Below are 15,285 nucleotides of genomic sequence, written 5' to 3'. Positions count from 1 at the left end.
TAGCAATTTATAGCGATGACTTTTAAGTACGACTCACTATAACGTAACGGCACATTTGACGAAAGCAAAAGCATTATCCAGTCAACAATATACAACAGTAAGCAAAACTTAAGAAACCTAATCAAAGGTTAAGTCAGATCTATAGAATATTGATAGGATACAAAAAAAATAACGTATCAGAGCGTTAAAGAATCAGACACAGTAAATAAGAAGTGAAAATCTGAAAGGTTAAAGAAATCGAGGAAGGGATTAAGAAGCGCAGCACTGGCATCGAAAATCAAACAACATACTTCTCAGAAATCTAGCCCGCCAAATCATTCATATTAACAATCGGTAGCATTACTGCCATCACAATAATCATAACGACTACGCCCATCAAGACTAACATCAAGGGCTCAAGTAACGATAATAGCGTACTAATAAAGTTGGTGGCTTCCGCTTCCTGCATATTGGCGGCACGGCTGAGCATATTTTCAAGCTCACCTGAGTTTTCCCCACTTTTAATCATTTGTACCATCATCGGCGGAAAATATGGCGATTTTTCTAATTGACTGGATAAGCTTGAGCCTTCTGTGACTCGATCAGCAGCGGTAATAATGGTTTTTTGAATATGCAAATTGGTGGTGACCGCAGCGCCAATATGCAACGCCTCAATCAGCGGTACACCGGAGCGTACCAAGATAGCAAGCGTGCTGGCGAAACGCGCGGCATTGAGCCCTTTTGATAACCGTGCCAATATCGGCAATCTTAGTATAATACTGTCTATCGCTAATTTACCTGCTTGCGTCTGAGCAAAGCGATAGCATAACAATGCTGTGCCTGCCAATACCAGTAGCATCAGCCACCACCATTGGGTAATGGCATTAGACAGGGCAAGAACGACTTGCGTAATCAGCGGTAGTGCTTGCTCGGACTGCTCAAACACTTTGACAATTTTGGGCACTACAAAGCTCATCAGCCCCATAATTACCCCAACTGCCATGACCATCAGTACGATGGGATAGACCATGGCGCCTTGTATCTTCTTCTGTAAGGCAAAGCGATTTTCGGTGTAATCGGCAAGCTGATTGAGAATTAAATCCAAATGACCAGATTTTTCGCCCGCAGCAATAGTAGCGATATAAAGTGGCGGAAAGCTCGCCGCTTGCTGCAAAGCGCGCGCCAAGCTTAAACCTTCTAGGACATGCGAGCGCACGGCAAGCATCAAGGATTTGATATGGGTTTTTGGCGATTGTTTGGCGACGGCAGCCAAGGTTTCCTCTAACGGAATACCAGCAGCTAAAAGCACAGAAAGTTGACGCGTTAATAATGCCAGCTCATAAGCAGAAGGTTTTTTATAGCGGCTTTTGTGTTGGCTTTGCCTATCATTGACAGCGCTGACTTCAACTGGCGTCCATTGCTTATCACGCAACTGCTGGCGTACTTGCCGCGCAGAATCGCCTTCGAGCAAGCCTTTTTGCATACCGCCGCGATCGTCGAGCGCTTTATAATGATAAGCGGGCATAGCAGCAGATATCCTAAGACGGTCAATAATAATGGGTTATAAATAAGTACGTAAACAATAAATCATCTAAATAAAAATAGTTTAAAAAAGCGGCGTAGAGTCGTTACTATCCGGCATTAAGCCTTGCAATAATAAAACATCTAAATGCTGCTGTTGCAATTTTTTATCAAAGTCATTAACTTCAGCAATCAGCATTCTCTCGATACGCTTATCGCTGGCAAAAACACTCAATCGAGCGCAGATAACGGCCAATTGATAAATGCGTTTTTTACAATAGCTATCTAAACCTTGTAGCAGCCTGACCATATGCGGGGTCTCAAGGCTGGCGTAATCATAATCGCTGACCACTTGCTGGCCAAGCGCTGTAACACCATAACTGATGGATAAATGAGCGCAGAAATAACAGCTGAATAAGTAGCCAACCACATGACCAATATAGTAACCGCGATCATAAGTAAAACTACTCACGCCAAAGTGTCCGAGCACATAGCTGTTGAGACTGCCTTGATCATGGATGGGTTTGTCATGTTTTAGCTTACCGATGGTAGCAAAGCATAATGGATTGTGTCCATCTTGCGTCGAAAGCTGCCAACCCGCCGGCTGCTGGGCGGGCATATGGCGCACGATATCTTCGATGATATCATCGACCACATGCAGCTGTTGCCATAAGCGCTCAAGTAAATCCGTATCCATCAAACCGCGCTTATCAAGCTGCTGCGCGAGTAGATATTGCTGGTATTCGGCAAACTGTGTTTTGAGGGTTTGTACCAGATAGGTAGGACGTGTAGCAGTAGAGGCCATATATAATTGGCGCGTACGCTCGTGCTGAGTATGATAAAGCGCCACACGCTGGGCGGCAATATTAGTGTCGCTAGCAGCAATATTCAGACTTTGCTTTGCAGGTATTTGACTGGCTGTACTTACGTTAGATGACTCTACAGATAATGTTTCACAGTCTGCTGTTTCAGAAACAGCGGCGGCAGAACTAGGCAGAGTGAATAATGCTAACAATGTCGCTTTATCAAGCGTTGCAGTAATGCTATCTTTTTGCTTATTTTTGGACTTATGCTGGTTGTTTTTAGCCTTGCCTTTATTATCGTTTTTATTGATATTGGCTTTATTTGTGGCAGACGCAGAAGCGCCTTGTGAGTTATTTGATTTTACGGTTGGCTTTGCGGTCGGTTCAGTCATAAAACACCATCAGCTGCAAAAATAAAAATCACTTAAGTCATACTATATTACTGACATAAAATATAGCAGGCTTAAGACTGTCGCACCTAGGCGACTCAGCATTCTATAGTACCTTAACCTAGGTACATTGTCAGCCGTGCATTATCGAAATACTATTAGTGAAGATAACCCATTAAGCTGGCTCATTAAAGCATAAAATTCATTAAAAAATTAGGTGTAATGGACATTATTCATGCCGTCAGTTGAAAACGAAAGTATAAAAGTCTTTGCTATAAAAAGACTTGCTATAAAAGTCTGTATTTTAAAAAGTCTCTATTTTAAATATCAACTAAGCGAGTAGCTGTTGTTGATATTGCTGGCGGTACGCTTTTGGCGATACGCCGTAAACGCGCTTAAATGCTTGACTAAAGGTCGAGTCTGACGCATAACCAACCAGTTCACCAATACGGCTGATGCTGTTTTGCTGCAAGCGTAAATAACGCGCAGCCAGACGTAAACGGTAGTCAATTAAATACGTCAACGGCGGTATACCAACCACATCTTTGAAGCGCTGCGCAAAACTCGATCGCGACATGCCCGCTACCTCAGCAAGCTTATGAATCGTCCAGTTTTTGCTCGGTGTTTCATGCATCGCTACCAGCGCTTTGGTTAAAAAAGGATCTTTCATAGCTTTTAGCCAATTGTCCGTGGCTTCAGGCAAGCTCTCAATATAAACTCGCAAGCACTCAATCATCATAATACTTGCCCAATGATTGATGATAGCGGTTTTGCCCATACGCTCGTGCTTAGCTTCCAAAGTCAGTAGCCGAATCTCTACATCGATAACTTCAAACCGACCTTCAGACTCTTCACTAATTTCAGGTAATATTGATGGTAGTACTGACAATAAGGGACGAATCATCTCTTTATCGTACTTGCATTCAATCAATATCAAAGACGAGCTGGGGTCACCATCACCATGAAGATCAAGCGTGTTCTCTTTACAATTATTGAGCAACTCATCTAATGGCTCGGCGTCTTCACCATGATGATTCAGCGCATAGCTGGTATGCTTATGCGCACTAGGAATCATAATCAGATCACCAGCATGTGCTTCTCGTCGCCCATTACCCACGTCAATACAAAAGCTACCGGACATTACCAAATAAAATAAAATCGTATCTTGTCTAGTGAGGGAATAAGACCAATTACCGGCACCATTTAAACGATAGTATTTCGTTTCAAATAAATGCACATTTTGTAACAACACGCTCAATGCGTCCATCAATCACTTCCTCAATAACAGATACTCGATGACAGATGCTCAATAACAATGGATTCTGCAAAATCTTTCTTATTTCTTAGACGCAAAATCCGACAAAGTCTGCAGAAAATTTATCCCAACATCTTATATTCTTTTTAAAAGGTATCGACTACCAATAATTTTTCTAATATTGATAGTACAGCAAACACATACGTTGGGTAGGCTTTCATCATAAAAGACCCCTCATAAAAAAATGAGAAAAAATAAGAGGAAAGGCTAGCAGACTGTTAGTTAATTAAATAGCTAAGAAGTTTATAATTATTTAGGAGAATAATATAAAGTAGTCAGACACAAAAAAATGCCAAAAGTGGCAGGTGCTGTTATTTTAAATAGAGTTTTAATAGGAAAGTAGTGATTTGAATTTATTGAAGATAAAGCAAGATAAAATATGGGGCGACTGATGGGACTCGAACCCACGACAACCGAGATCACAACCCGGGGCTCTACCAACTGAGCTACAACCGCCATAACTATTGCCAAGAAAAGGCAAGATTTGCAGGCTAAATGGTGCGCCTGGCAGGATTCGAACCTGCGGCCACCTCCTTAGAAGGGAGATGCTCTATCCAACTGAGCTACAGGCGCTCTTAGAGGACTTTTATATAATTTGGTCAGTTTATAATATCAGAAACCAAACCATTATACATAAAAAAAAGCCTGTAAGGCTCTTAAAAAATAGATGGTCGGAGTGATAGGATTCGAACCTACGACCCTCTGGTCCCAAACCAGATGCGCTACCAAACTGCGCCACACTCCGAAATTTCTATTATCACGATAGTTTGGTTGCTTAACTGGTTATCGGTAATACCGCTAACTCGTTAATGTTCCTTGCTATCGAGGTGCACATATTAAGGGGTAAAGCCGATTGTGTCAACACCTATTTTTAATTAATTTAAAAAAACTGCTAAATTATTTAAAAAACACTTATTTCTGATGAAATCAGCTCTGACAAAAATGCTTACCACAATAATCATCAATGATGCTTAACCATCGATAGCGCTGATTATACTACATCCGATGCTGGAAGCAAGCCACTGTTTATCGTACCAGTGAGGACATTAAACGGTATGAGCCATAGTTGTGCATAGTTTGGATTCTGATTGGCGTTTTTATTATTATGGATATCGACATTATTAACAGTGTCATTATTATAGGCTTGTTGCTTTAGCACTACCGGCTGTCTCTTATTATCTTGTACCGGATAAACCAGCCAGCATTGCCCTGCTTGGTAAGCCTGCGCATAACTGGTCAATTGATAAGCATCGCTGGCACTGATAGCGCTTGGATTGGCTAAAGGCTTCCATTTAATATCGATGACATGGCTATAACTACCTGACATTCTAGGTGTGAGCGCTTCTTTTTTATTATCCTGACCTTGAAGCCTATCAGCGTGAGTAGCTGATTCCTCACTAGCCGCCTTATATATGAGTAAATCAGGACGAATAGACAGACATGTCTGCCCTTCTGCATCATTTAGCCATACACTTTGCGCTTGAAACAACGGTTTATAATCTGAACTCACTTGCTGAAATATTGCCGCTATGCGCTGACTTGCCCATTGCTCAAAGGCTTGATTCATATCAATCAATAGACATAAGCGCTGTTGGGCTAGATTTGTGTTAAGTGAGTTTTTTGGGTCAATACCGTTACCGGTAGCAGCGTTTGACTGCTGCAATAGCCAATAAGCAAAGTCGACTAACTGCTGGGCGGCTTGACATTGCTGCGCTCCAAGCGGTTGAATAGCAAGCTCGTTCTTTGCTCGACTATATACTGATTCTAGGCGCTGCCTCTCATGATGAGTCAGCGTAGGTACCTGCTGCCATGATTGTAAGTATTGAGGTGAGTTCGATTTAGATAATAAAGGCGCTAGCAGCTGCAATGCACTTTTAATCAAGCGGTTACCCAGCATATCTTTACTCAGCACACTGCGCTCACAGACAAACTTATGCGGCTGCATGCTGTTATGGCGCAGTTGTTCTTTGATGAGCAGTCGGCCATGTAGCGCTGCTTGATTGTGGGTTTGCGTTTGATAATGCTTGGTCGGTTGATAATGAGCCAAGCGCTGCAAAAACTGCGCGATCAACCAGTCCGACAATGGCAATGCGGCTATCGGTAGTGATGCCAGTTGACTGCTAAATTGACCTAGATTTTTACTGTGCGGCAGTTTGCTAGGTAGACTATTGGTCAAATCTGACAGCATGTCCTGCACCCATTGACGGGTTTGTCCTATATCGCTGTTTTGTGTTGACTTATGAAGCTTTGGCAGTATCTCAAGCGTCATGCCACTAGGCAGTAGAATAACACCGATATAGTGCCCAACCTTTAACTGCCACTGTCCTTGCTTGCGTTTAATACTAAATACCGAAAACTCTTGCGCCATTAACCAATGAAAGTCAGATACGGGCAAAAAATCATGAGTCGTTAACCGCTGGTGCTCAAACACAGTCATGATATTAGTATCAACCGCTCTAATACTGGCGCTATTAACCTTATCGGCTGTAGTAGTATTGCTATCAGATTGAACAATTCTACTTATCATTACTTAACAACCTTATTGATATAGACGCTGGTATACAAATGGCTTCGCAAACTCGCCAGCCTTAGCGATAAGGTTAGTATTAATCCTATAGCTACCGGTACTCATAGACTGATTGAGAAATGAGTGATGCCCTGAGAACATTTGGTTTTGGGCAGTTATATTATGCTGACTATCCATCTGAAGACTTGAATGATTATTTATTAGCGTTTGGCTATCGTGAATAAATTGCGCGTGCATCGGCTGCTGCTCGTCTTTGAAAATATACTGCAAGACAGCAACTTGCCCGCCAGCCGCTTGGGCTAATTGCGGAATTATTTGTTCAATCAGTACCGTCTGTAGTTGCTCAAAACTATGCACTGACAATAAAAATGCGTGACCCAATTGCGCCTCACCTCCTAGCGTTTGGATAATACGATTATTCAAACCAGTCAACAATTTGGCTAAATCTATGGACTCGGCTTCATTTGGCGCTTCTGATTCTTTGCTAAGACTGACAATCGGTAAAAGCTCAGGCTGCGGTGGACAGTCAACAAAACGAAAACGTCGACGTAGCGCCATATCTAATGGTGCTAAAGAATGGTCTTGGGTATTCATGGTGGCATAAATATCAACATTGGCAGGAACGCTAAATGCCCGCCCAGAGTACGCCAAATTAACCGTCATAGCATTCGGCGTTCCAGTACGCTTATCGGGCTCAATCAAGCTGAGCAACTCGCCAAAGACGCGTGAGACGTTGGCGCGATTGATCTCATCAATCAACATCGCATAGCGCTGTGCAGGATCGCGTGCCGCACGCTGACATAGTTTTAAAAATGCCCCATCTTGAATGGCATAGCTCATTTGCGATGGGCTGTTATCTGTCTGACTATTACTTACAACCTTACTATTTGATGAGCTGGAGACTGCCATCACAGGGCGAATACCTTCGACAAATTCTTCATAGCCATAAGCTTGGTGAAAGCTGACCATACTAAAGCGCTGCTGGCTAAAGCGTTGGTCTTGGCTGGCACTATTATCACGCTGCGCCTGCTGAAACTCTGCTAATTGCTGCGCTAAATCGACTAATAAATCAATGCCTTCAGGCAGCAAATACCATGCACCGCTATTGTCCTTATCAAAATAAGCTTGGCTGGCTCTATTTTTATACGTAACCGTTTGTGAGCTGGTTGGACTATGCATTTGCAGCACAGACCATGCCGTATTACTTAAGTTTTTCTGCCGTGCATTTTGCATCGCTTTGGCGACAAAAAATTCATGATTGACAATTTCAGGTACTTTTACTAAGTCTTGTTTTTGCGATTGAAAATCTAAAAATATTAAACAGACAACGTCACGCCAGCTTAACTCGTTCAATAGCTGCTTGAGCAAATCCTCATCATTAGCTCTAGGTAAATAATCCGTATATTCTTTAGCGATTTGTAATAATCGGTAGGTTTTACCCGTACCAGCGACACCCGTATAAATAATATTGGTCGGCTTACAATGAGACATATCAGGCATAGCATTATCCAGCATTAAAAATCAGGTAAAAAGTATAAAAAAGTGCTAAAAGCTCACCATGATAGCGTGTCTATCTAAATAGCATCTAGCGCCGTTATTACTATCGACTAATATGCCGTTACGTCACTGTTATTTTGTAAGCGTGGTAGTTCATGCTAATAATAGTAGCGACTGAGCAGTTAATGTACCATAACTAAAATAGCTGCTAGGATAAAGTGTATTTGGTGACTCATTTATGACATGAGTATTTTAGCCCTAGTATTACTAGCATTGTAAATCCCACTCAAATGAGGAATGTTGTATGTCAGGATTATTAAAAAAACTCCCTATCAAACTGAGCAATAAACTACCCGCTAAAGTATCTGACAACGCAAGATCAAGCGTCGAAAAACCAAACAGCACCCTAAAGCCCATCAGCAATCAATTCACCAAACTGTTATCTATCACCAAATACTTACCTGCTGGTGCGCGCTCGAGCATTTTATCAAAAGCGTTTGGTAAAGTGGTACCTTATGTGGGCACGACGGGCATCTATTATGAGACGGTTGAGCCAAACCAAGTGGTGGTCAGTTTAAACAATACCAAAGCGGTGCAAAACCATATCGGCTCCATCCATGCAGTTGCTATTACCTTGCTTGCTGAGACAGCGACGGGCTTTATCTTAGGCTTAAATTTACCCGCTGATCGTGTATTATTGATTAAATCTTATTCGGTGAATTTTTATCGTCCGATTAAAAAAGGGCAAATGGCCGCCGTAGCGAGCTTATCTGATGAACAGCGCTTAGATATTTTAAATACACCAAAAGGCGAGATGGTCATTCCGTGCGTCATTCATGACCGTGAGTCTGATAGTGATAGTGATCGCGACCCGATCGTGGTCGAGATGACATGGGCTTGGATACCCAAATCTGAATTAGAAGCGCGCCGTCAAGGCAAAGCCAGCGAAGGTTCGGTAGAGTCTGATAGTGATACTGAGTCTAATACCAAAGCAGAAGTAGAAACCGAGCAAGGCAATCAATCAGCTGCTAATGATGAGGTTGCTACAAGCAAATAACTGATTGATTGATTGATTCATTAATTGATTATTGATGAAAGATACGTAAAAACAGTGTGCTATCTATGATGAAGCATTTTTATAGCGCACTGCGTATAGTAGTTATTTATACACTCATAATAAGGAGACAACGATGTCCAAAATGATTTCCAAAATAGCGCCTACTTTTTTATCCAAGGCATTGCTCATCGGAGCCTGTACATTAGGATTTGCCGTTAGCGCGACTGCGGCGCCAGTGACCAATACCGCTACTATCACTAAGTCTAGCCCTGTGTTTTTAGGTGACGGCGGCAATTATCCCTTCTCAGAAGCAGTACGTGTCGGCGATACTTTATACATGTCTGGTCAGATTGGCTTTAAAGATGGCAAGCTGGTCAAAGGTGGTGTCAAAGCCGAAGCCAAACAAGCACTAGATAATATCAATAGCACCTTATTAAAATACGGCTATCAAAAGTCAGATATCGTCAAATGTATGGCGATGCTCACCGACATGGACGATTTTGATGATTTTAATAAAGTCTATAAAGCTGAATTGGCTAAACCCTACCCTGTACGCTCTGCCTTTGGCGTCGCAGAATTAGCGGCAGGCGCGAGCGTTGAGGTTGAATGTATCGCTGCAAAATAAAGGTTTCTCTAAAAATATTACTTTAAAACTCTTATTTAAGCGATTAAAGCGTCCTCAAGTAGGGCGCTTTCTTTGGTCACTCGTAGCACTTCTTCTAGCGTTGTACGCCCCGCTATTACCTTGCGTAGACCATCAGCACGAATTGATGGTGTCTTCTGGCGTGCGTACTCTTCTAGCTCATACTCGGCAGTATTACTATGAATCATACGGCGCAAGGTATCATCAACCGGCACCACTTCATATATCGCTGTCCGCCCTTTAAAGCCGGACTGATTACATTTGTCACAGCCAACTGGTTTGGGGAGGTTGATGGATTCAACACCACTCTTGAGCGTATTTAACTCCAAACCAATTTCAGTAAACAGTTTGGCTTGTTCGCTATCAGCAACCTGCCAGCTATGACAGTGGGTGCATAAAGTACGCACCAAACGCTGTGCAACCACCCCAATCAGTGATGATGATAATAAAAACGGCTCAACGCCCATATCTTGCAAGCGCGTGACCGCCCCAATAGCCGTATTGGTATGCAGGGTTGATAGTACCAAATGTCCCGTCAAAGATGCTTGCACAGCAATTTCTGCCGTCTCTAAATCGCGAATTTCACCCACCATCACCACGTCTGGATCTTGACGCAACATCGCGCGCAAGCTCTTGGCAAAGGTCATATCGACTTTATTATTGACTTGCGTTTGCCCAATACCATCGAGCTGAAACTCAATCGGATCTTCAGCGGTCAAGATATTACGGGTCTGATCATTTAAATCGGTCAATGCCGAATAGAGTGTGGTGGTCTTGCCTGAACCTGTCGGTCCTGTCACTAGGATAATTCCGTGAGGACGATGAATTAAGCGTTTTAGTTCGCTATAATCATTATCAGACAGCCCCAAGTAGGTCATATTCAGACGACCCGCTTGCTTATCGAGTAAGCGCATAACCACGCGCTCACCGAAGCTCGATGGCAATGTCGATACCCGCACATCAACTTCTCGTCCTGCCAGTCGCAAGCTAATACGACCATCTTGTGGCACACGCTTTTCGGCGATATCCAATTTAGCCATGACCTTGATACGCGATACTAATAATGGTGCCAATTGACGCTTTGGCGTGATGATTTCTTTTAGCTCACCATCGACCCGAAAGCGTACAACCAAACGCTTCTCAAAAGTTTCGATATGAATATCTGAAGCATTTAGACGGATTGCTTCGGACAATAACGCATTAATCAGACGAATAATGGGCGCATCGTCTTGTTGATCCATCAAATCTTCAGTTTCAGGGACGCTGTCCGCCAAGCTATCAAGGTCAGGATGGTCTTCTAGTCCAGCGGCGATATGCTGTGATTCGCCTGTATTGCCAGCATAAGCGGCATTCATGCGTTTTTCAAAATCATCCGAGCTGACGCTTTCATAAGTCGGCACGCCGCGTACGCCCTGCTGCTGTAAAAACCGCACCGCTTCATTAATCGCTGGCAATGGCGTGGCTTTGGTCAGCACCAACGTCGGTGGTAGCTCAGGATCAATGGCAAGGATGGCCAAAATTTGATGGCGTTTCGCAAAACTGTACGGCAGTTGCATCATAAAGACGACCTAGTGAATGACAAATTTAAAAAACAGCTTAGCAAAAGGTTAGCATTATAAAGGATAAAAAATGTCGATTGCTTAAATCGTTAAACTGAGTAAAGATTGTCAGTAAGCGTGCATGAGTTTGTTATAATAACATTTTGTTTTACGCAAGTAGCAAGGCTTTCATCTGATTTGTTATTTTACCGATGAAGCGCTGCTATTATAAGCTTCCACCCAAAACTACTTCCTGCGTTTAATCATTTATATCACTGCTACCAGTGATTGGTTGTCATCTTTGCTCGCCCGCTATTAGGATTATCGTTATGTCACAAGCTGCAACTTCTACTACCAATGCGCTGCCACTTTCGCAAGATACGTTTACTGTGGGCAGTCGTACCTTTTCTTCTCGATTGCTGGTTGGTACGGGTAAGTATAAAGATATGACTGAAACTGGCGCCGCCATCAGCGCTTCAGCAGCAGAGATAGTGACAGTCGCTATTCGTCGAACCAACATTGGTCAAAATAGTGATGAGCCAAATTTACTTGATGTGATTTCACCTGATAAATACACTATTTTACCTAATACGGCGGGCTGTTTTGATGCAGAAACGGCGATTCGTACTTGCAAGCTTGCTCGCGAGCTATTAGGTGGGCATAATCTAGTTAAGCTTGAAGTATTAGGTGATGAAAAAACCTTGTATCCAAATGTGATGGAAACCTTAAAAGCAGCAAAAGTATTGATTGACGATGGTTTTGAAGTCATGGTGTATACCTCCGACGACCCTATCGTCGCCCAAGAGCTTGAAAGCATGGGCTGCGTGGCAATTATGCCACTTGGTAGTTTGATTGGCTCTGGCCTTGGTCTACTCAATCGCCACACGCTAAGTCTGATTATTGAAAATGCTAAAGTACCGGTACTGGTTGATGCAGGTGTCGGTACGGCCTCTGATGCTGCAATTGCCATGGAGCTTGGCTGTGATGGCGTACTGATGAATTCAGCGATTGCCAATGCACAAAATCCTGTCATGATGGCACAGGCGATGAAGCACGCGGTTTGGGCAGGACGTCAGGCTTTCTTAGCCGGTCGTATGCCAATGCGCAAAATGGCAACTGCCAGCTCACCGCAAACAGGATACTTTTTTCAGTAGCTTTTCAGCTTATATAGTCGATTTATGGTAAAAAGAGTACAGTATTGCTGGTATGAATTTTTCAAAGCCTGTATTAGAAGCTTTTATTCGCAGCTTTGATTAGAAGCCTCTGTTTGGCGAAGAACACAGCAAGCGAGAAAAATTTATACCAACAGAATGTTGTGACAATTGTACGTGTCTTATTTTTAACTTACGATACATCTAAGAAAAAACCAATTATAAAATAATAAATTTAGCTAGCGAAACTTTAGTCCTTATTCGCTTTGATACACTGTTTTTATATTTTTTATTGCTTATTTAACCTATCGTCATAAAAGGATTTATTATGCGACTTCTCACAGCAGTCGACCAGTTGTTCTTACTTCTTGAGTCGCGTAAACAACCCATGCATGTCGGGGGTCTATTTCTATTTGAATTACCAGAAAATGCCGATAGCAATTTTGTTTGTCAGTTAATAAAACAGATGCAAGACTCTGATGTACCGCCCACTTTTCCCTTTAACCAAGTGCTTGAGCATCTGATATTTTGGAAAAAAGACAAACATTTTGATGTTGAGCATCACTTGCATCATATTGCTCTGCCCCAGCCGGCACGCGTACGTGAACTGCTGATGTATGTCTCAAGAGAGCATGGTCGTCTGCTAGACCGCGCTATGCCATTGTGGGAATGTCATGTCATTGAAGGCATTCAACCAGAAAGCGAAGGTAGCCCTGAACGCTTTGCCCTGTACTTTAAGATTCATCACTCTTTGGTTGATGGCATTGCAGCCATGCGCCTCGTCAAAAAGTCCTTATCACAATCGCCCACCGAGCCAGTTACGTTGCCAATTTGGTCTTTAATGGCACGCTATCGCAATCAAATCGATGCTATTTTACCCAAAGAGCGCTCTGCGTTACGAATCCTCAAAGAGCAAGTATCTACGATTAAACCTGTATTTACAGAACTGCTGGATAATCTAAAAAATTACGGCGACGATAGTTATGTCAGCACCTTTGCTGCGCCGATGAGCGTTCTCAACAAGCGCATCTCAGCATCACGGCGAATAGCAGCACAGTCTTATGATATACAGCGCTTCAATGATATTGCCGAGCGATTAAATATTAGTAAAAATGATGTGGTTCTCGCTGTATGCTCTGGCGCAATTCGTCGTTATTTACTCTCTATTGATGCTTTACCTAGTAAACCACTTATCGCCTTTGTACCGATGTCTTTACGTACGGATGATAGCGTAGCGGGCAATCAGCTGTCGTTTGTATTGACCAATTTAGGCACGCACCTAGATGATCCATTAAGTAGAATTGAGCTCATTCATCGCAGTATGAATAATGGCAAACGCCGCTTTCGGCGGATGAATCAAGCGCAAGTCATCAACTACAGTGTGGTCTCTTATGCTTGGGAGGGGATTAATTTGGCGACCGGTCTATTCCCTAAAAAGCAAGCTTTTAACCTTATTATCTCGAATGTCCCTGGCTCTGAAAAGCCGCTATACTGGAATGGGGCACGTCTACAATCCTTATATCCCGCTTCGATTGTCTTTAATGGACAAGCGATGAATATTACGCTGGCAAGCTATTTAGATAAGATTGAATTTGGTATTACCGCTTGTAGTAAAGCATTACCGCGGATACAAGACATGCTGATTTTGATAGAAGAAGAATTGCAGCTATTGGAAAGTGTCAGTAAAGAGCTTGAGTTTCAGGGTATAACCGTTGAAGATAAAAGGGTTAAAAAAGTAAAAAAGCTGGCTCCATAACGGAACCAGCTTTTTCTATTTAATATTAAAACGAATGACTGTATTAAAACGTCTGACTATAAGCGACTATACCGCGTCGCCCCACGCTGGTACAACCACTTGCATCAAAGGTTTTAATAATTTGATATTACAAGCAAAGATAGAGCCTGATGTCATCGAGTTATGCGCGCCTGTATGATCGACCACCACACCGCGTGCTTCGGTGACAATAAGCTCACCGGCAGCAATATCCCAAGGCTTGATTGACATCTCAAAGTAGCCATCAAAACGACCAGCAGCTACATAGCACAAATCAAGCGCTGCTGAACCTAAACGGCGAATTTGACCACCGGCTTCAGAAATCTTTTGTAAGCTTTCGAAATGCTCTTTTGCATAAGAAATCACTTCACCATTGCGCTTGCGCTCAAGAGGATGACCTGTGGTGAATAATCCACCATCAATGGTTTTGCGTTCACTGACGTTGATACGGCGCTGGTTTAAACGTGCGCCCTTGCCACGGCTGGCAGAGAACATCTCATCACGGACGGGATCATAGATGACACCGTGCTGAGTGACGCCTTTATGTTGTACCGCGATAGAAACACAAAACTGTGGTACGCCATGAACGAAGTTTTTGGTACCATCTAGCGGATCAATAATCCAGCACCAATCAGCGTCTTCACCGCGACCTTCTTGCATGCCAAATTCTTCACCCAAAAACGAATGATTCGGATAGCTGGCTTTTAACGTCTCAATCGTCAGCTCTTCGCTAAAACGATCAATACGTGTGACCAGTCCATCAAGTCCTTTTGACTCAATATCCAGCTCGATTTTGTGACGATTTTGATGCGCGTATAAAATTTCTTTACCGACTTTTTCGGCAGCACGCGCTGCGATGACGACCATGGGTTCCATAAATAACCTGCTTGTTTGATGAATGAATATTGCTTGATAAATACTAATTGATAGAGAACACTTATAAAATTAACGAAAAATAAAGCCAGCTTGCAAAACCTGCACTCAAATTATGCCATTACCGCTCGAAACTATTATAGTTTATAACCATCACAGCTTAGAACCACAGTCGCTTAACAAACCATAATTAATGGTTGCTATCAGTCGCACCGCCC

11 protein-coding genes and 3 tRNA genes are annotated in these 15,285 nt (G+C 42.8%); 4 read left to right on the top strand and 10 right to left on the bottom strand.

Translation table 11 applies throughout. From position 1 onward, the window contains the following. Nucleotides 1-301: 301 nt before the first annotated feature. The 8 genes from gspF to EPB74_RS04275 all read right to left on the bottom strand — a co-directional run bounded on the left by gspF (nt 302) and on the right by EPB74_RS04275 (nt 8,034). Entirely contained in the window at nt 302-1,504 is a 1,203-nt protein-coding gene (gspF, locus tag EPB74_RS04310) for a type II secretion system inner membrane protein GspF (RefSeq protein ID WP_079690762.1), read from the bottom strand. A gap of 81 nt (nt 1,505-1,585) precedes the next feature. After that, nucleotides 1,586-2,695, bottom strand: coding sequence for a hypothetical protein (locus tag EPB74_RS04305; RefSeq protein WP_274902967.1), 1,110 nt, complete (start codon nt 2,693-2,695; stop codon nt 1,586-1,588). Between the two features lie 328 nt (nt 2,696-3,023). Next, entirely contained in the window at nt 3,024-3,959 is a 936-nt protein-coding gene (locus tag EPB74_RS04300; protein WP_274902965.1) for an AraC family transcriptional regulator, read from the bottom strand. Nucleotides 3,960-4,387: 428 nt separating this feature from the next. Further along, a tRNA-His gene (locus tag EPB74_RS04295) sits at nt 4,388-4,463 on the bottom strand. Between the two features lie 40 nt (nt 4,464-4,503). Further along, nucleotides 4,504-4,580 (bottom strand) — tRNA-Arg (locus EPB74_RS04290). Between the two features lie 95 nt (nt 4,581-4,675). Next, nucleotides 4,676-4,752 (bottom strand) — tRNA-Pro (locus EPB74_RS04285). 246 nt (nt 4,753-4,998) lie between these two features. Then, on the bottom strand, nt 4,999-6,534 hold the full coding sequence (locus tag EPB74_RS04280; protein WP_274902963.1) for an McrC family protein: 1,536 nt from the start codon (nt 6,532-6,534) through the stop codon (nt 4,999-5,001). A 12-nt stretch (nt 6,535-6,546) separates the two neighbouring features. Continuing rightward, the gene (locus EPB74_RS04275) at nt 6,547-8,034 is read right to left on the bottom strand and encodes an AAA family ATPase (RefSeq protein WP_274902962.1); all 1,488 of its coding nucleotides are present in this window, start codon (nt 8,032-8,034) and stop codon (nt 6,547-6,549) included. Between the two features lie 301 nt (nt 8,035-8,335). Between EPB74_RS04275 and EPB74_RS04270 the strand changes: the two genes are divergently transcribed. Further along, nucleotides 8,336-9,088: a DUF4442 domain-containing protein gene (locus tag EPB74_RS04270; protein ID WP_274902961.1), complete on the top strand. Its 753-nt coding sequence runs from the start codon at nt 8,336-8,338 to the stop codon at nt 9,086-9,088. A 133-nt stretch (nt 9,089-9,221) separates the two neighbouring features. Next, complete coding sequence (locus EPB74_RS04265; RefSeq protein WP_274902960.1) at nt 9,222-9,713, top strand: RidA family protein; 492 nt, start codon at nt 9,222-9,224, stop codon at nt 9,711-9,713. Nucleotides 9,714-9,748: 35 nt separating this feature from the next. Here EPB74_RS04265 and gspE read toward each other — a convergent pair whose 3' ends face one another. Continuing rightward, a complete protein-coding gene (gene gspE, locus EPB74_RS04260; protein ID WP_446740020.1) occupies nt 9,749-11,287 on the bottom strand; it encodes a type II secretion system ATPase GspE in 1,539 nt (512 codons plus the stop codon). Nucleotides 11,288-11,598: 311 nt separating this feature from the next. Between gspE and EPB74_RS04255 the strand changes: the two genes are divergently transcribed. Next, complete coding sequence (locus tag EPB74_RS04255) at nt 11,599-12,423, top strand: thiazole synthase (RefSeq protein WP_274902958.1); 825 nt, start codon at nt 11,599-11,601, stop codon at nt 12,421-12,423. Between the two features lie 325 nt (nt 12,424-12,748). Beyond that, entirely contained in the window at nt 12,749-14,176 is a 1,428-nt protein-coding gene (locus tag EPB74_RS04250; RefSeq protein WP_274902957.1) for a WS/DGAT/MGAT family O-acyltransferase, read from the top strand. Between the two features lie 66 nt (nt 14,177-14,242). Here the strand turns inward: EPB74_RS04250 and EPB74_RS04245 are convergent, their stop codons facing one another. Continuing rightward, entirely contained in the window at nt 14,243-15,070 is an 828-nt protein-coding gene (locus tag EPB74_RS04245; protein ID WP_274902955.1) for an inositol monophosphatase family protein, read from the bottom strand. Nucleotides 15,071-15,285: the final 215 nt, after the last annotated feature.

This window comes from Psychrobacter sp. DAB_AL62B, assembly GCF_028895345.1.
Taxonomy (GTDB): Bacteria; Pseudomonadota; Gammaproteobacteria; order Pseudomonadales; family Moraxellaceae; genus Psychrobacter.
The sequence above is the reverse complement of the archived record's forward strand: the minus strand, read 5'-3'. Positions and strand labels throughout refer to the sequence as shown.